Below are 18,588 nucleotides of genomic sequence, written 5' to 3'. Positions count from 1 at the left end.
TTCTTAGAAAAAAACAAGCGTGATCACCGCTAACCACAACGCAAGGGAGGATTGGTTTTAGGTGTAAGCGCAGCATGTGTGCACTGGAGGTGCGGAATTTGTAGGGGACGAACATGTTCGTCCCCAGTGGGTCAGGCAGTTAACCCTCCGTCGAGGATCAGGCTCTGTCCTGTCATATAACGACTGTCATCGCCGATCAGAAATACCGCCGCCCTGGCGACTTCACTGGCCTTGCCCAAACGCCGCAGCGGGATTTGTTTGCGCAGCGCCTTCAGCGCCTCCGGTGGGATCGCGTCTGTCATTTCACTGTGAATGATCCCAGGTAGCAGGCAATTCACCCGGATGTTAAAACGCGCCACCTCCAACGCCAGCGACTTGGCCAGGCCTATCATCGCCGATTTGCTGGCAGCGTAGGCCGTTTGCCCCACATTGCCCTTGATCCCCGTTACCGAAGACATCAGTACCATGGCGCCTTCGCCCTGCCCCATCATGGCTGGCAGCAGGTGGCGGTTCCAGTAGAATACGGCATTGAGGTTAGTATCGATCACCTGCCGCCAGCGCTCGCTCGTTTGTTGGATATGCAAACTGTCTTGGGTAATTCCCGCATTATGGATCACCGCCAAAGGTGCTCCGAGGCGGGTCAACAGATCTGGTGCTACCAGGTTCACCGCCTGTTCATCACTGCCATCGCAAATACAGTTTTCCACCCAACCTGGCAAACCGGCACAGGCCTCAATCACCTCGGCTGAGGGCGATTGATCGCTACGGCAGGTCAACACCACGTTCCACCGTTTGGCCAACTCTTCCACCAGCGCGCGGCCAATCCCCCGGCTACCGCCGGTCACTAATACCCATTGTCTGGTCATGGGCTTATTTTTGCTGTTCGGCCAAAGATTGGCACAGTTCACCAAGCGTCATATTGGGTTTATCGATAAACATTTCGGCACTCAACGTGGCGCCAAACTCACGCTTGGCCAGAACCATCAGTTCGACGTAATCCAGGCTGTCGAGTTTTAGCTGATGCAAGGGCATCTCTGGCGAGAGGTCGTCCATTTCCAGATCTTTGGCGTCACAGATCATTTCGCTGACGGTGAGGTAAACTTGTTGGTACTTTTCCATGGTATATCCTTATGTTATTCACTGACCAACGGCCAGGTTTTCAAGGTGACTGCCGTTGTTATCAGCGGCTGCGACAGCGTGTTAGCCTGGATCTCCACCCGTAATACCAGGCCGCTGTGTTTATCCCCCATGATCAGCATTGGCGAAATCTGGTAGTACAGCCGCTCTGCAAGGTGAAAATGGGGATCGGGGGTAAAAAGTTGGGCGCTGAAGTGGGTTTCATGGTGTGTCTGCACCACCGGGATCTGCGCGAACACGTCGATCAGCGTCTCGGCAGCCAATTCGGGAAACGCTGCGCTCAGCGTCACCAGCGTTGCCGGGGATTGCACCAACAGCTGAAATAACAACGCATCCAGGAATCCCCAAGTCTGAGTGATATCATAAACCTCTCCTGGAAACCGGCGGGTCAGTGTCATCACTTCAGCCGCCGTCAGCGAGTGTTCCTTCACGCCAGCACTTGATGGCAAAAATGGGGCCGAAGTCAACGTACTGCTAAAACAGCGTTCCTGCGTGGTACTGTCCAACAGTGTACCGGTCACCGAGCTTCCCTTGCTGGCTATCTGCAACTGATATGACGTCTGGCACAGCACTGGCTGGCGCAAACGTGCGCGGAAGGTACAGCCATCCTGATCCGGCGCTGTAGCCAACAGGGCTGTGCTCAGGTGGCGTTTCATATCCAGCATCGCACGCATCCCATGCACGCTCAGTTGCGCCACACCGATTTTGTGCGCCTGTTGCAGGTCAAAATGGATCGGATTGTAATCGCCAGAAAATGCTGCCCAGGCTTCAGCATCTTGCACGGTGTAAGTGAGATCCATACTCATGCCAGCCCAATCACCAAGGCCGCATTGGCTCCGCCAAATCCAAAGCTCAGATTCAGCGTATTTTGTAACGCTGCGGAGCGATGCCCCTCACCGATGTAATCCAGATCGCATTGTGGATCGGCATTCGTCAGGTGGCAGGTCGCGGGCATCATCTGATGTTGCATGGCTTGCAGGCAAATAATGGATTCAAAGCTGCCCGCCGCCGCAATAAGATGCCCGGAATAGGATTTGGTGCTGGAAAGCGGTGTGCTAAAAGCGGCTTCACCGAAGGCCAGTTTGATGGCCTGTGTTTCATTCAGATCGTTGAGCGGCGTCGAGGTGCCATGCGCATTGATATAGTCGATATCAGCCGCCGCCAATCCCGCCTGATCCAATGCTCGCGCGATAGTCCTGACCCGGGCAAGCTTGTCTTCGGCTGGGGCAGTAAAATCGACGGCATCGGAATAATTTCCGTAGCCCTTGATCTCGCCAAGGATAGTCGCCCCGCGAGCCAGCGCGGCTTCCCGCTCTTCCAGGCACAAAACGGCCGCCCCTTCTGACAGCACAAAGCCGTTGCGATCCAGGCTGAACGGGCAGCAGGCCTTGCGGATATCTTCCTGCTCGCTTGCCAACGCTCGAAGGATATCGATGTTCCACACTGCGGCATCGGTACGCAGCGACTCCCCGGCTCCGGCAAGCATCATGGAGGCGCGACCACTGCGGATCACCTCAAAAGCATCACCGATGGCGATCGTCCCGGTCGCACAGGCCGCAATCGGGCTGTTTTGATAACCGCGCAGGCCCCAGAACAGGCTGCACGCCGCCGTAGCCGCATTCGGCATCGACAGGAAACAGCCAAAAGGTGACCCCAATCCCGTGCGCAGATAGCCTTCATAATTCATATGAGTTTCATCCTGCCCCGCCCAGCCGCTGCCCATAATCGTGCCGCACTCCAGCAGATCGTAATAGGCCGCCGGGCTGTCGCCCTGAAACGCCATGCCCATCGCCTCACGGGCCGCGGCCAACACCAGCCGGGCAAAACGCGGCAGGCGACGACGGATCGCAGCAGGAACCCCTTTCAAGCTTGGCTCCTCGTCGATCAGCCCCAGAAAACGCGACTGGATCCCCACGCTGGATTTATCGTAATAACGGTAACCTAGCTGATAATCCATGATTGCCGCCCAGCTTTGCGTTGCATTCATTCCCAGCGGCGTCACCGCCCCGTAACCAGTGACCACCACTCGGCGCGGCATTAAACCTTTATTCATGATTTCTCCTTTCCCTGTCATCTTCTTTTGCCACACCACCGCCCAGTGCCAGCCAGAGTTTCATGGTGGCATTGAGGTAGCTGTACTGCAGATCCGCCAGATTATTTTCAATGGTCAGCAGGGCATCTTCTGCATCCAGCAGAGTCTGGAAAGAAACGGCTCCCGCCTGGTATTGGCTAGTCGCCAGCGCTAAACGCTGCTGGCCTAGCTGCAGATTCTGCTGCTGGTTTTTCCTTTGCTGCTGATAGCCAAGCCGCTGCGTCATGGCGTTATCCACATCGGACAAGGCACTGTAGACCGTGCGACGAAACACAATCGCCGCTTGCTTGACATCCAGATCCGACTTTTCGATGGTGAGTTGTACGGTGTTCCATTCCACAAACGGTAAGGCAGCGTTAGCGCCCAATGTTCTGGCCGGGTTGCTGAACCACTGCTGGAAAACATTACTGGCAGCCCCGAGTGACGCACTCAGCGAAAGCGTCGGATAAAAACTCAGGCGAGCCACATCCGAACCCGCCAACGCCGCGCGCAGCTGGCTTTCCGCCGCTTTCACATCCGGGCGGCGGGCGATAACCTCAACCGGCAGCATCTTGGCTATCGGTACATCCTGGTGGGTGTCCAGAGAAGATCGCTCTACCTGACGATCGGTGGGCGAGCGGTTGAACAGGATGGCCAACGCGTTGCGGGCCTCCTCGCGCTGTTGTTGCAACAGACGCAGCCGGTTTTCACGCTCAATCACCGATTGCTGCGCCTGCAATACATCAAGTTGCCCAGCCGCGCCTGCTGCGAAGCGGGACTGCACCATGTCGAGCGTCTGCTTACTGATTGCCAGCCCGGACTGCTGCTGCGTGATCTGCTGATTGAAGCTGGCGATCTGCCAGTAATAGCGCGCGGTATCACCGATCAATATCAACGCGGTGTTTTGCCGATCCTGCTCCGAGGCCTCAACCTGCCACTGAGCCTGCTCTCTGGCCCGCGCCAGCTTGCCCCACAAATCCAATTCATAGCTCAGATCCAGCGAGGTGCGGTAAGACTCCGTCGGGGTGGTATTGCTGCGCAGATTTTTTTCATTGCTTGCACCGCCGCTAGCCGCCACGTCCGGTGTCAGGTTGGTATCCGTTAACCCCGCCGCCAGCCGCGCCTGCTGTAGCTGCAATCCGGCAATCGCCAGATCGTTGTTACTGGTCAGCACCCGACCAATCAGGCTCGACAGTTGCGGATCGTCAAAACTGTCCCACCAGCGTTGGCCGTGCTGTAAATAACCTGCCCCGCTCTCCTGCTGCCGCCATTCGGAGGGCACAGAAAGCATGGGCTGCTGATAGTCGCTTTTGACTAATGAGCCACATCCCGTGAGCAATAAAGGGAATAACAGTGTCCAGGAAAGTTTACCCATCATCATTCGCGTGCCAGCGCCTCCGTAGGGTGAAGACGCGCTGCATTTCGCGCAGGGAAAAAACCAAACCCCAGGCCGATCAGCGCCGAGAACCCGCAAGCCAGCACCATCGGTGGCCAGGTAAAGATCATTGAAAACTCCTGCGTTACCCAGGAGAAAATCACCCCGGCCAGCCCGGCACCAATAATGCCAATCAGCCCACCCAGCGAGCAGATCACCATCGCTTCGATCAGGAACTGGCGCATAATATCCGCAGGGCGCGCCCCAACCGACAGGCGGATGCCGATCTCATGGGTTCGTTCAGTCACCGATACCAGCATGATATTCATCACGCCAACGCCCCCCACCAGCAGGGAAATTCCGGCGATGGCGGTGATTAGCAGCGTCATGGAATCCGACGCCTTACGGATGGCCTGCGTCATCTGGTCATTGGTCTGGGTGAAAAAGTCACGCTGGCCGTGCGCCTGTTCCAGTAGCCTTTCTACCCGGCCTTGCACCTCGTTCAGTGAAATGCCGTCGTTGACCCGTAAGGTTATCGACTCGATCGGCATATCGCCGGACATCCGCTCCAGCAGCGCGGTGTAAGGCATCCACGCCCCAAGCATCATGCCGCTGAACTTGCCGCCTTTACGCTCGGCAATACCGATCACCCGGTAAGGCGTACCCGCCAACTGGATGATCTCCCCCTCGGGCACCTCATCCGGTTCAAACAGCGTGGTGCGCAGTTCTGGATCGATGATCACCACCGGTTCACGCTCGTCCAGATCGCGTCGGGTAAAGCCGTTGCCGGAGAGGAAATGCAGGCCCTGCACGCGAAAATACGCGTTGCTGATGCCGGAAATCGACACCATGGCCTGCTTGCCTCCACGTACCGCTTTTACCGTATTGCTGACCACTGGCGATACGCTATCGACATAAGGTTGCTCCGCCAGCAGTTCGACATCGGACACCGTGAGCGCCCGCGCAAAATCGGGACGGAGATTATCCCAGCCTAGTCCCGGCCGTATCTCCAGCGTACTGGTGCCCAGCTGGCTGATTTCATTCAGAATACTTTGCCTAGCCCCTTCCCCGACCGCCATGGATGACACCACCGAAGAGATACCGATGATGATACCCAGCATCGATAGAAAGGCCCGGGCGCGGTGCCCCAACAAGGCCCGCCAGGCCATCTTGACGGCCTCTTTCACGCTTTGCCAAAACCTTGTGCGGCCAGTAGCCACAGCAACCGGCAGCGCTGGCGGGGTCTCCAACGGCGCGACGGCATAGTTGGCCTGGTCGGAAATAATCTCACCGTCGCTGATTTCAATGATGCGCTGTGCCTGATTGGCGATATCACGATCGTGGGTCACGATAATCAAAGTGTGTCCTGCCTGGTGCAGTGCGTGCAGGATCCCCATTAGCTCCTGGCCACTGGCACGATCGAGCGCTCCCGTCGGTTCGTCAGCCAGAATGATTTCCGCCCCGTTCATCAGTGCCCGGGCGATACTGACCCGCTGTTGCTGCCCACCGGAAAGCTGGGCCGGTTTGTAATGGATACGCTGCTGCAACCCAAGCCGGGTCAGTAAATACTCGGCCCGTTGCTGACGCTCAGCCGTCGGCATCGCCGTATACAGAGCCGGAATGGCGACGTTTTCAGCGGCGCTGAGGTACGGCATCAGATGATAGCGCTGGAAAATAAACCCAATGTACTGGCTGCGTAATTGAGCCAACTGTTCGCTACTGGCCTCTGGGGTGGAAATTCCCTTGATGGACATCTCCCCCTGCGTCGGCTTATCCAGGCAGCCGATAATATTCATCAGCGTGGATTTCCCCGATCCGGAAGCGCCAATGATCGCCACCATTTCTCCCCGCTGAATAGTGAGTGAGATAGATTTCAACACCGCTATCGTTTGCAATCCGGACACGAAATGTCGGGAGACGCCACTCAGGGCGATCAAAGGATCACTATGTTCAGCCATGATGATCGCTTCCCGGCACCGAGGAGCTCAGCACCACGCGATCTCCCTCGTTGAGCCCTTCTTTGACTTCGGCAAACTGCCGGTCATTAAGCCCAATACGGACCCAGCGTAGCTCAAGCTGCTTGCCATTCATCACCTGCACCTGATAGCGGTCAGCATCCCGCTGTGCGCCAAAGGCGGCAACCGGCACACGCAGGATATTCCTGGCCTGTTCGGTGATGATAAACACTTGGGCAGTCATTGAGGTTCGTAGCAAACGCTGGGCGTTGGCGATCACAAATACGCCGTTGTAATACACCGCAGAGGCTTGTTGGCTGGAGGAAGTCGCAAGGTTGTCGTCCAGCAAGGCCTCCCCAGGCGCATCCTGGATCGAGCCCATCACACTCTCATAGCGCTTTTTCGGATCGGCAACCACGTAAAACCACAGTGGCTGCCCAACGCGAACCTTGAGGATATCCGTTTCTGATATGCGGGTATGCACTGACATGGTGTCGACATCCGCCAATACCAAAATAGTGGGTACGGTTTGAGAAGAGACAATGGTTTGCCCTTCTTTGGTGACAATCCCCAACACTTCACCATCTATCGGCGCGACAATGCGGGTAAAGCCCAGGTTGGCGCGGGCCGTTTCCAGCTCCATCTGCGCCTGAACGATTTGGGCATCATTCACCTTTAGCTGGGCGACCTGCGTCTGGAGCTGGGCCTGGGCTTTCTGCAACTCACTCTTTATGCCGGAACCTTCGCGATCCATTCTGCGCTGCCGGGTCAGTTCCTGCTGATACTGTTTGAGCATCGCCTGAGTGACCTGTTTCTGCGCCTGAGCGCTTTGTAATGCCGCCTCCGATTTCCGCAGCGCATTCTGCTGCAACGTGGGATCAATTTCTGCCAACAGTTGCCCGCGAGTGACGCGATCCCCCTGTTTCACATACAGCTTTTGCAGTTGCCCGTTGACCTGCGCCCCGACGCTGACTTGCAGCAACGGTTTAAGTACCCCGGTAGCCAGCACCGTTTTCTCAATATCACCGCGGGTAATTTCGACAGTATTGGGGGCACCATCCGATGTTGGCGTCATGGCATACCAGACAACCGCACCGCTCATTGCGGCCAATGCCAGTACAGCCATCAGCACCTTCTTCCCTGCCATTTTAATCTTCATGAGTATGCTGCCGCTGTCAGGTCTGGTTGCGGTGCGAACAGGGTATCAACCTGCTTCATACCCCCATTGTCCATGCGATAAACCCGATCAAACATCGACAGCACGCTTTCGCTGTGTGTCACGGTGATCAGCGTTTTGTGCTGTTCACGGCAATGGGCCAGCAAGGTCGTCATCACCTGATGCGCCGTATTTTCATCCAGGTTGGCCGTGGGTTCATCCAGCACCAGCACCGGGCAGTTGCTGTACATTGCCCGTGCCAATAACAGGCGTTGGCGCTGCCCCAGGGACAATCCGGCATGGCTTTCACGGATCAGGGCATTAAGGCCACCCGGCAGTTTTTCTACGACCGAGTGCAGATTCAGCCCCTCAAGGGAACGCTTAATCCGCTGGTGTTGGTGCTCATCCACGTTCTCATCAAACAACGTGATGTTCTCTAGCACCGAGGCATTGAACAGAATATCTTCCTGACTTTGCAGGAAGAACAAGGTGTGTATCTGCCGATAATCGACCGTCTGACCATCGACCACCACCTCACCTTGCTGTGGAGCCATCAGGCCGGTCATCACTTTCAGCAGCGTACTTTTGCCCGTCCCCGACTCGCCGACAATGGCAATCCGTTGGCCGGGTTGCAGCGATATCGACAAATCATGCAGCACCGGCAGTTGGGCATCATAGGCAAAGACAATATGGCGAAAACTCAACCGAGAGCTGAACTGCGGGAGCGTCTTAGGCGCCGCTTCATGTTCAGAACTGGAAGGAAACAGATCCCGCGCACGGGTATCGATGACGTGCAGCTGGTTCTTCTGCAAAATGGCGTAGAATATTTTGGTGATATACGAGGTGAAAATCTCCCGCACAAAACTGTAGGCGAAAAACTCCCCCAGCGTCAGGACACCCTTTTTCAACAATGGCAACGCCAGCAGCATGAAAAACACCATCTCCAGGCTGCCGATCAGCTGATACAGGCTGCTTTTGACCTGCTCATAGATCCTCTGCTGCTGTTGGCAAGTAAACAGAGACAGCGCGTAGCGGGCAAACACGCTTTTGCGCTGGCTATCCAGCCCGGCGGATTTGATGGTGGAAAAACCCTGAATGCTTTCCAGAATAAAGTCGCTTTGCTCCGCCGTTTTTACCTGCAACTGCTGGGTATAATAGCGATCGCGGTAGATGGCCCAGATGCTGATCAATCCCATTAGCGTAACGCCAACGCCAGAGACTATCGCCAGCAGCGGGCTCATGTAACACATGACGCCTAACGCGATAGCGCCGATAATCCAATCGGTACGCAGACCATTATCCAGCTCGATCTTGATGCCGGACGCCAACTGCCAGTTGGAAAAGCGGCTGAACACGTCGCCCGGTGCACGTTTGGCAAAGAAGTTGAGCGAATTACTGAGTAACCGCGAGAAACCGGCTACGCTGTTGACCACCACAAAACGTTTGATAAACCGCTCCGTGACCCAACGCACGGCGAAGGCCAGTAGGGTAGAAACAAAAAATGCCAGCAGGAAATAGAAATACGGAAAGTCGGCGTCACCCGCCGAGGAGTAAACCTGATTGATGGCGCTGCCCACCATCGTCGGCATGATGAACAGGGTTAAGGAAATCAGAAAGGCCAGCACCATCAGCCGATAGATACCCGGCATCCTGGCAGTCTCTTTCAGGCTCATGCACTCCAAGGCTTTGAAACCCGTTCCGCGCTTTTTATCCGCCTTTGCCTGTGAAGCGGGTTGGCTTTCACTGTCCAGCACCAGCGCGTAGCCGCTGATTTCCAATTTTAATGCATCGATGGGCAACAGCTGCTGACCTATCGCCGGATTCATCACGCAAACATAGTTGCCCTGGCGGTACGCCAATAGCACATAGTGGCTGGCACCATAGTGTAAAATGGCAGGCAGCGGCAGCTCCGCCAGCTCACCATGATCGAAAATCACCGGGTAAGCGGGTATGGCCAGCTCAGAGAGAATGGTACATAACGTGGTCAACGAGGTGCCGTGCTGCGACGCAGGATAGCGTTCACGCAAGTTCTCCAGCGGGGCATCGATGCCCTGCGTCTGCGCCAGCATGGCGATGCAGGCCAACCCACATTCATTGGTTTCACCTTGAAAAACCTGCGTCGGGATTATCTTTTCCATGATCTGACTTCTTCAATTTCCAGATTATTCATTGATAAAAAATAACGAATGCGCGTGCCATAACAGCCAGTCTTCAGGATGCCGGGCTATCGACGTTTCAATGATTTCCGGCAGCCTGGCTTTCAGGCTGCGAGCCTGCACCGGCGGCTCGATATGGATTTTTAGTTCCTGGTCGTAATACAGGTAATAAAAAACCACCTGTGCCGATAACGCACGGGCAATACGTATCACTCCGCTGTGCAAATTGGCTGGGCGATCGAAAAGCCGACAAGGTAGTTTTGCCGTTGCTGCCGTATTGGTATTTACGGTGTAATCGGGGGTGATATCAGGGAAGATCATGATGTTCCGCCGATGATCCGCTGCCTCCATGATCGCCGCCATCAGGTTGCCGGCAATTTCCCGGCTATCGTCATGGATAGAACAATATGAAAGATTGACCTTCCCTAGCTGGCGGACTTTTTCCTGATAGATTTCGACACTGCTGGAAACGATCACCGTTGCCTGACCTGGGAAAGCCGCTCCCCCAACCATTCCAGCCAACACATCGGAAACCATATGCAACGGAGCCAGCACCACCGGCGAACCGGCTTGATGCAAAGGCTCCACCACGGCATTCAACTGCGCTTTACAACGCTCCATCTGAGCCTGTATCTGTGGGTTTTGCCCATAGGTAGCAGCCAGATCCAATAGCCGCCGGCGATAGCTCAAGCCAGCAAAGTCCAATTTACGGCCATCACCAAGCAAGCACTGCTTATTGGCGGCGGCCACAAAAGCACGCCTGCGCTCCCCTCGGTCGCCTAGCCGAAACCTTCTGCCCCACGCCGCCAGCACAAGAAACCAACGATAATCACCGTGCTGCAATAGCCAACAGGCGACACTTCTCTGTGCTTTGCGCAAGGGCGCCATACTACGCATCAGCGTTGCCAGGCTATTTCGCCATGCCAGATAGGCCCACACAGCAAAGAAACGCATTAGGGCTCCAGCGGTTTGTCATGCTGTAACAACGACAGCAAGTGGTCAGCAAACTCGGGGAACTCACGATCCTGCAATGCCAGCCATTTCCTGTTGACGATAAAACTCGGCGTGGCGTCGATGTTGTAATAGCGGGTGACATCGGTCATATAGCTCAGCAAAGCTTTAACCTGCGGGGTCTGGCTAACACGGGTGTACTCCGCGAGATCGATGTTTTGTTCCTGAAGCCAGATATCACGACTTTTAGGGTTACTCAGATCGATCTTGTCACGGATAATCGCGTCGTAGGCGCTCTGACGGTGCAGCGGTTCAATGCCCATCACCGTTAACGTCGCAAACAATGAGGAAAAACTGGCCAAACCATTCATCTGCTCATTATTGATATGCAAACGGATCAACTTGCTCCCGGCAGGCATCCGCGCTTCCAGCTTATCTATGTTTTCTTCATTCAGGGCGCAGTAATGGCAACCATAAGAGAAGAGTTCGATAAGGGTATTGCCTTCTTCGATCGGACTATTGTTAACATTGTTATTATCGAAAGCGACCAGGCTTTGCTGTTCGTCATTGGTGTTCAATACAAAATAGTGAAAATAGGCTGTCGTCATGAGTGATGAAACAATAATAACCACTAACGTATACAGCGTAATAAACAGAGGGGTTCTGAACATGAAAAACGCGTCCTAAAAGTGCCAGGCAATTAGCTTTATCGTTGCAAAACAGGCTGACACGAAAAAATCGCATCAGCACTGAAATAAACGCTGAATAATGATCCATGCTTACCCGCCCTTACTGGACACAGGCTTGAGCGTGACTCGGGCTCAATAACCATCTTTTCAAGGGTAGTAAGGACAGGGACAACTGGACACCGTTACTCAGTATTACTTCTCAATGATACCGCAATTGGCCAAAGCGGTAGGCTTAGAGTCCTGGCTGATGACTTTACCGGTTTTATCGGTGCAGGTCGTTACCATATTGCACTTGAAACCAGAGGCGACATATTTGGTAGAACAGGTTTTGCAGGTACCACCGACGATTGAGTTTGCTTGAGAAACAGTAAGCTTTTTCACAACATAATCCTTATATAGTGAGTATAAATCAGCCTTGGAATTATCTATCTTGATAGAAAAAAACCATGCTTAGTATAAAGGCACAATAAACTATGCCTTTATTAAAGCATGCTGACTTTTATTATTTACCATCCTGTATTTTCGGCAAGAATAGCCGAACAACTAACTCAGATCAATAAATTTGTGGCTAATACGCAGAGCGAGAAAATATAAGTATAAGTGGTCGCAACCTTCCGTTATTTCGATATTTAGTAATAGGAATAAGCCAAGATGAACGACTCAAAATTTATGCAATATTAAGTGCGATTCAGATAAATCCGGCGAGTTTATTACCACAATTTCACTATGGGTATGGAGTTGCAGTTAAAAGAACGCAGGCCAAGTGATCACAATCAGGGGCAGTAAGCGGAAAGGGAAACGGCATGAAGAGAGGATTCAGAGTAAAGCTGGAGATGTCTCTTGACCAGAAGATCCGATCAAGAGACAAACAGACAAAGAAACGCGCTAGGCTTGGCTAAGCTTAAGCACCAATCTTGGCCCAGGTATCACGCAGGCCTACGGTGCGGTTAAACACCAAGCGATCGACCGTAGAATAGCGGCTGTCGGCGCAGAAATAGCCTTCACGCTCAAACTGGTAGGCTTTCTCCGGCTGGGCAGCCGCCAGGCTTGGCTCGACAAAGCCTTGCTTGATAATCAGCGATTCCGGGTTGATGGTGGCGAGGAAGTCCTCAGCCGCCGCCGGGTTAGCCACGCTGAACAGACGATCGTACAGGCGAATTTCTGCCGGTAAGGCGTGTGCCGCAGACACCCAGTGGATCACGCCTTTCACCTTGCGGCCATCGGCAGGATCTTTGCTCAGCGTATCTGGATCGTAGGTGCAGAAAATGGTGGTAATTTCACCCTCTGCATCCTTCTCTACGCGCTCAGCCTTGATCACATACGCATTACGCAGGCGCACTTCTTTGCCCAGCACCAGGCGTTTGTACTGCTTGTTGGCTTCTTCACGGAAGTCTGCACGATCGATATACACTTCGCGGCTGAATGGCACTTCACGGCTGCCCATTTCCGGCTGATTCGGGTGGTTAGGCATGGTCACCATTTCCACGTCTTGCGACATGTTCTCGATGATCACCTTCACCGGATCCAGCACGGCCATGGCGCGCGGTGCGTGCTCATTCAGATCGTCACGAATACAGGACTCCAGCGCCATCATCTCGACGTTATTGTCCTGTTTGGTGACGCCGATACGCTGGCAGAACTCGCGAATGGAGGCGGCCGTATAGCCACGACGACGCAGGCCGGAAACGGTTGGCATACGTGGGTCATCCCAACCTTCAACGATCTTCTCGGTCACCAGCTGGCTCAGCTTGCGCTTGGACATGATGGCGTATTCGAGATTCAGGCGTGAGAACTCGTACTGACGCGGATGGCAAGGGATGGTGATGTTATCCAGCACCCAATCGTACAGACGGCGGTTATCCTGGAACTCCAGAGTACACAGCGAATGGGTGATCCCTTCCAACGCATCGGAAATGCAGTGGGTGAAATCGTACATCGGGTAGATGCACCATTTGTTGCCGGTCTGATGGTGTTCCGCAAACTTGATGCGGTAGATCACCGGATCGCGCATCACGATAAACGGCGAGGCCATATCGATTTTGGCGCGCAGGCAAGCGGTGCCTTCGGCAAACTCGCCGTTACGCATCTTCTCAAACAGCGCCAGGTTCTCTTCAACCGTGCGGGTACGGTATGGGCTGTCTTTGCCCGGAGCCGTCAACGAGCCACGATATTCACGGATCTGCTCGGGAGAAAGCTCGTCAACATAAGCCAGGCCTTTGTTGATCAGCTCAACCGCATACTGGTGCAGTTGATCGAAATAGTCCGAGGAATAACGAACGTCGCCGCTCCAGGTAAAGCCTAACCACTCCACATCGTGCTTGATGGAGTCGACAAATTCGATGTCTTCTTTTACCGGGTTGGTGTCATCGAAGCGCAGGTTACATTGGCCCTGATAATCCTTGGCGATACCAAAGTTCAGGCAAATGGACTTGGCATGGCCGATATGCAGATAGCCATTAGGCTCCGGTGGGAAACGTGTATGAACCGACGTATGCTTCCCTGATGCCAGATCTTCATCAATGATCTGACGGATAAAATTGGTTGGGCGGGCTTCTGCCTCACTCATGTCACTATTCCTCAAATGCAAAGCGCTACACATATAACCTTCTATGTTCCAATAAGCCGCGCCCAGAAACAACCGTTATTCGTCAAGTTCCCATGGTGCAAAAACAAAAAAAGCGGGAAAAGATCGCTCTTTTCCCGCTGATACTGCTTACCGCCCGTTTAACGCCCGGGCGAAGCCAGGGTTAAACCCAACTTATTTCTGGATCTCGAACAGCTTGGTCTGGCCAGCAACCACATTGCCGGTTGCCAGCGCCGTCAGGCCAGCATAGTCATCAGCATTGCTGACCACTACCGGGCTGATCATCGAGCGCGCATTGGCGTTCAGGTATTCCAGATCCATTTCCAGGATAGGCTGGCCTGCTTTCACCTCAGCCCCCTCTTCCACCAGGCGTTTGAAGCCCTGACCGTTCAGCGCCACGGTGTCGATACCCATGTGCACGACGATCTCCGCGCCCTTGTCTGTTTCCAGGCAGAAAGCGTGATTGGTGTTGAAGATCTTCACCACGGTGCCATCAGCTGGCGCCACGACGGTTTTATCGGTTGGGCGAATGGCCACACCGTCACCGACCGCTTTGCTGGCGAAGGCTTCGTCCGGCACCTGATCCAGAGCAACCACTTCACCGGTTACCGGCGCCACCAGCGCTTCCAACACGGTTTTAGTAGCGTTAGGTACAGCCTGCGGTTTAACTTCTGCCGCAGCGGCTGCGGCGGCTGGAGCAGAGGCTGCCGCTACCGGGCCTGCTGCAACCACTTTGGTCATCGCACTGGCAATCAGTTCGGCACGAGTCCCGACGATTACCTGCACGCTTTGCTTGTTCAGACGGATCACGCCAGAAGCACCCAGGCGTTTAGCCAGAGCATCGTTCACCAACGCAGAATCTTTGACGTTCAGACGCAGACGGGTGATACAGGCATCGATCCCGGTCAGGTTGTCAGACCCCCCGATGGCACTCACATAGCGACGAGCCAGGGTAGTGGTTTCATCTTCGTTCTTACCCGCAGCGGTATCCACGTCATAACCGTCGGTTTCGTCACCGGCAACGGCCAGTTCACGGCCTGGGGTCATCAGGTTGAATTTTTTGATGGTGAAGCGGAAGACCACGTAGTAGATAGCGAAGAACACCAGGCCTTGCGGGATCAGCATGTACCAGTGGGTCGCCAGTGGGTTACGCGTTGACAACGCCATATCCACCAGACCGGCACTGAAGCCAAAACCGGCAATCCACTGCATGCTGGCTGCGATGAACACGGAGATACCGGTCAGAACGGCATGGATCACATACAGCACTGGAGCAACGAACATGAAGGAGAATTCCAGCGGCTCGGTGATCCCGGTGAAGAAGGCAGCGAACGCCCCCGCCATCATGATACCCAGCACTTTCGCTTTGTTCTCAGGACGTGCGCAGTGGTAGATGGCCAGTGCTGCACCCGGCAGACCGAACATCATGATTGGGAAGAAACCTGCCTGGTAACGACCGGTGATACCGACCGTGGCTTTACCCGCTTCAATAGACTGCGCGCCACCCAGGAAGTTAGGAATATCGTTAATACCGGCAACGTCAAACCAGAATACCGAGTTCAGCGCATGGTGCAGACCGACCGGAATTAACAGACGGTTGAAGAAGGCGTAGATACCGGCACCGGCAGAGCCGAGTTTTTGGATGTGCTCACCGAAGCTGACCAGACCGTTGAAAACCACCGGCCAGATGTACATCAGGATGAAGGCAACCAGGATCATCAGGAAGGAGATCAGGATTGGCACCAGACGACGGCCGCTGAAGAACGACAGCGCTTTCGGCAGTTCAACACCGCTGAAACGGTTGTAGACTTCGGCAGAAATGATACCCACCAGGATACCCACGAACTGGTTCTCAATTTTGCCAAAGGCGGCTGGAACCTGATCGAGAGGGATCTTCTGAATCATGGACACGGCGGCAGGTGAACACAGTGTGGTCACTACCAGGAAGCCGACAAAACCGGTCAGTGCAGCAGCACCGTCTTTGTCTTTGGACATACCGTAAGCCACACCAATGGCGAACAGGACCGACATATGATCGATAATGGCCGAACCGGATTTGATGAACAAGGCTGCCAGAGCATTGTCCCCACCCCAGCTAACCGGGTCAATCCAGTAGCCGACGCCCATCAGGATGGCCGCGGCAGGCAGTGTGGCTACCGGAACCATCAAGGCCCGACCCACCTTTTGTAAATAACTAAGAATGTTCACCTTTTCCCCCTATTCGTCCGATGCCGGACCCTATTGGCAGTTTATTGAGATAACTCACTACCTTTTTAGAAATAACGCTTGGCACGTATCACTCATGCGGAGTGTAAAAAAATTATTTCGTATCGCAAATTAAAACCTCCTTTTTTGTGACAAATGTCACCAAAAAGTAGTGTTAAACTGCCACATTGCTAGCCATCGCACAAAACTTATTTTATCATTCAAAAAATCAACGGACAGTAATCCCGAATACCAGCTTCACAAAGCTGAGTTACGCTTTAAGCTACGGTTGTTGCCCGTACCAGTATAGACACAGTTTATTCTACCTAGAGGTGTACGATGAGACTTATCCCACTACAAGACACTACTCAAGTCGGCAAATGGGCCGCACGCCATATCGTTCAGCGTATCAACGCCTTCAAACCGACCGCAGATCGCCCGTTCGTCCTTGGCCTGCCAACCGGTGGCACCCCGCTGGAAGCCTACAAACACCTGATCGCGATGCACAAAGCCGGTGAAGTCAGCTTCAAGCACGTCGTGACCTTCAACATGGATGAATATGTTGGCCTGCCGCAGGAACACCCGGAAAGCTACCACACCTTCATGTACCGCAACTTCTTCGACCACGTTGATATCCCACGTGAAAATATCAACCTGCTGAACGGTAACGCAGCAGACGTTGATGAAGAATGCCGTCAGTACGAAGCCAAAATGAAATCCTACGGCAAAGTTAACCTGTTCATGGGCGGCGTAGGCTTCGATGGCCACATTGCGTTCAACGAACCAGCGTCTTCCCTGGCTTCACGCACCCGTATCAAAACGCTGACCGAAGAAACCCGCATCGCCAACTCCCGCTTCTTCGACGGTGACGTAAGCCAGGTGCCAAAATATGCCCTGACCGTCGGCGTAGGCACCCTGCTCGATGCGGAAGAAGTGATGATCCTGGTCACCGGCCGTGGCAAGGCACAGGCGCTGGAAGCCGCAGTGGAAGGCAGCATCAACCACCTGTGGACCATTAGCTGCCTGCAGCTGCATGCCAAAGCCGTGGTGGTTTGTGACGAACCGTCCACCATGGAACTGAAGGTGAAAACCGTTAAGTATTTCCGCGAGTTGGAAGCGGAAAGCGTTAATAGTCTTTAATTTTTTGCAGGGGGCTACATGTTCGCTTTAACCCAATGCCGGATTTTTACCGGCCATGACGTGCTTGATGACCATGCGGTAGTGATTGCTGATGGCCTGATTGAACGAGTCTGCCCACTGGCCGAACTGCCAGCAGGCATCGAAACGCGCGATCTGGGTGGCGCCATCCTAGCCCCCGGTTTTATCGACGTGCAGCTTAACGGCTGCGGCGGCGTGCAATTTAACGACTCACTGGAAGCCATCTCGGAAACCACGCTGGAAATCATGCAGCGCGCCAACGAGAAATCCGGCTGTACCAGCTATCTGCCAACGCTGATCACCTGCAGCGACGATTATATGAAGCACGGCATCAACGTGATGCGCGCTTATCTGAAGAACCATCCCAATCAGGCCCTTGGCCTGCATCTGGAAGGGCCGTACCTGAGCCTGGAGAAGAAAGGCACCCACAACCCGGCGTTTATCCGCAAGCCTACCAGCGAGATGATCGACTACCTGTGTGCCAACGCCGACGTGATCAGCAAAGTGACCCTGGCGCCAGAAATGGTGGAACCTCACTTTATCAAACAGCTGAGCGACGCCGGTATCGTGGTGTCCGCTGGCCACTCCAACGCCACTTACGATCAGGCACGCGTGGGTTTCGCCGCAGGCATAACCTTCGCCACCCATCTGTACAATGCCATGCCGTACATCAGCGGCCGCGAACCGGGCCTGATGGGCGCGATCTTCGACACGCCGGAAGTGTATACCGGCATCATTGCCGATGGGCACCACGTGGCCTGGGCGAGTATCCGTAACGCCAAGCGGGTAAAAGGTGATAAATTGGTGCTGGTCACCGATGCTACTGCACCAGCAGGCGCGGATATCGATCAGTTTATTTTCGCGGGTAAAACCATTTATTATCGTGACGGCCTGTGTGTTGACGAAAACGGCACTCTGAGCGGCTCCGCACTGACCATGATCGAAGCGGTGCAAAACAGCGTAGAGCATGTTGGTATCGCACTGGATGAAGCGCTGCGCATGGCGACGCTCTATCCGGCTCGCGCTATCGGTGTCGAACAGCGTTTAGGCACCATCGAAGCCGGCAAGGTCGCCAACCTGACCGCCTTTACCCGTGATTACCAAATCACCAAGACCCTCGTTAACGGCAACGAGGTTTAATCCATGAACAG

Annotated in this window: 15 protein-coding genes; 2 read left to right on the top strand and 13 right to left on the bottom strand. The window is 54.4% G+C overall.

Annotated features, from left to right (window positions below):
- Nucleotides 1–131 precede the first annotated feature (131 nt).
- The 13 genes from ACKWMY_RS01400 to nagE all read right to left on the bottom strand — a co-directional run bounded on the left by ACKWMY_RS01400 (nt 132) and on the right by nagE (nt 16,282).
- A complete protein-coding gene (locus tag ACKWMY_RS01400; RefSeq protein ID WP_024529319.1) occupies nt 132–866 on the bottom strand; it encodes an SDR family oxidoreductase in 735 nt (244 codons plus the stop codon).
- Between the two features lie 4 nt (nt 867–870).
- Nucleotides 871–1,119, bottom strand: a complete 249-nt coding sequence (locus tag ACKWMY_RS01395) for an acyl carrier protein (RefSeq protein WP_024529318.1) — start codon at nt 1,117–1,119, stop codon at nt 871–873.
- 14 nt (nt 1,120–1,133) lie between these two features.
- Entirely contained in the window at nt 1,134–1,943 is an 810-nt protein-coding gene (locus ACKWMY_RS01390) for a MaoC/PaaZ C-terminal domain-containing protein (RefSeq protein ID WP_409485786.1), read from the bottom strand.
- Nucleotides 1,940–3,190, bottom strand: coding sequence for a beta-ketoacyl-[acyl-carrier-protein] synthase family protein (locus ACKWMY_RS01385; RefSeq protein ID WP_074027932.1), 1,251 nt, complete (start codon nt 3,188–3,190; stop codon nt 1,940–1,942). The genes ACKWMY_RS01390 and ACKWMY_RS01385 overlap by 4 nt, the downstream gene beginning before the upstream one ends.
- A complete protein-coding gene (locus ACKWMY_RS01380) occupies nt 3,183–4,586 on the bottom strand; it encodes an efflux transporter outer membrane subunit (RefSeq protein WP_409485809.1) in 1,404 nt (467 codons plus the stop codon). The genes ACKWMY_RS01385 and ACKWMY_RS01380 overlap by 8 nt, the downstream gene beginning before the upstream one ends.
- Nucleotides 4,586–6,541 carry an ABC transporter permease gene (locus tag ACKWMY_RS01375; RefSeq protein ID WP_409485785.1) on the bottom strand — a complete coding sequence of 652 codons (1,956 nt, stop codon included), beginning with the start codon at nt 6,539–6,541 and terminating at the stop codon, nt 4,586–4,588. Before ACKWMY_RS01375 ends, ACKWMY_RS01380 begins: the two co-directional genes overlap by 1 nt.
- Entirely contained in the window at nt 6,534–7,697 is a 1,164-nt protein-coding gene (locus ACKWMY_RS01370; protein WP_409485784.1) for an efflux RND transporter periplasmic adaptor subunit, read from the bottom strand. Before ACKWMY_RS01370 ends, ACKWMY_RS01375 begins: the two co-directional genes overlap by 8 nt.
- Nucleotides 7,694–9,832, bottom strand: coding sequence for a peptidase domain-containing ABC transporter (locus ACKWMY_RS01365; RefSeq protein ID WP_409485783.1), 2,139 nt, complete (start codon nt 9,830–9,832; stop codon nt 7,694–7,696). Before ACKWMY_RS01365 ends, ACKWMY_RS01370 begins: the two co-directional genes overlap by 4 nt.
- A 24-nt stretch (nt 9,833–9,856) precedes the next feature.
- On the bottom strand, nt 9,857–10,804 hold the full coding sequence (locus ACKWMY_RS01360; protein ID WP_409485782.1) for an ABC transporter: 948 nt from the start codon (nt 10,802–10,804) through the stop codon (nt 9,857–9,859).
- A complete protein-coding gene (locus ACKWMY_RS01355) occupies nt 10,804–11,472 on the bottom strand; it encodes a thioredoxin domain-containing protein (RefSeq protein ID WP_024529310.1) in 669 nt (222 codons plus the stop codon). The genes ACKWMY_RS01360 and ACKWMY_RS01355 overlap by 1 nt, the downstream gene beginning before the upstream one ends.
- Before the next feature lie 210 nt (nt 11,473–11,682).
- Nucleotides 11,683–11,871, bottom strand: a complete 189-nt coding sequence (locus ACKWMY_RS01350; protein WP_024529309.1) for a DUF4762 family protein — start codon at nt 11,869–11,871, stop codon at nt 11,683–11,685.
- A gap of 520 nt (nt 11,872–12,391) precedes the next feature.
- Entirely contained in the window at nt 12,392–14,056 is a 1,665-nt protein-coding gene (gene glnS, locus ACKWMY_RS01345; RefSeq protein WP_409485781.1) for a glutamine--tRNA ligase, read from the bottom strand.
- 192 nt (nt 14,057–14,248) lie between these two features.
- A complete protein-coding gene (gene nagE / locus ACKWMY_RS01340) occupies nt 14,249–16,282 on the bottom strand; it encodes an N-acetylglucosamine-specific PTS transporter subunit IIBC (RefSeq protein ID WP_024529307.1) in 2,034 nt (677 codons plus the stop codon).
- Nucleotides 16,283–16,618: 336 nt separating this feature from the next.
- Here nagE and nagB point away from each other — a divergent pair, with 336 nt between their 5' ends.
- Together nagB and nagA are read left to right on the top strand one after the other, a co-directional pair.
- Nucleotides 16,619–17,419: a glucosamine-6-phosphate deaminase gene (gene nagB, locus ACKWMY_RS01335; RefSeq protein ID WP_409485780.1), complete on the top strand. Its 801-nt coding sequence runs from the start codon at nt 16,619–16,621 to the stop codon at nt 17,417–17,419.
- Nucleotides 17,420–17,437: 18 nt separating this feature from the next.
- On the top strand, nt 17,438–18,577 hold the full coding sequence (gene nagA / locus ACKWMY_RS01330) for an N-acetylglucosamine-6-phosphate deacetylase (RefSeq protein ID WP_021805318.1): 1,140 nt from the start codon (nt 17,438–17,440) through the stop codon (nt 18,575–18,577).
- The last annotated feature ends 11 nt before the right edge of the window (nt 18,578–18,588 follow it).

Source organism: Serratia sp. J2 (assembly GCF_046269175.1).
Taxonomy (GTDB): domain Bacteria; phylum Pseudomonadota; class Gammaproteobacteria; order Enterobacterales; family Enterobacteriaceae; genus Chania; species Chania fonticola_C.
Note: the sequence above shows the minus strand (reverse complement) of the source record. Positions and strands in the feature narration are given on the sequence as shown.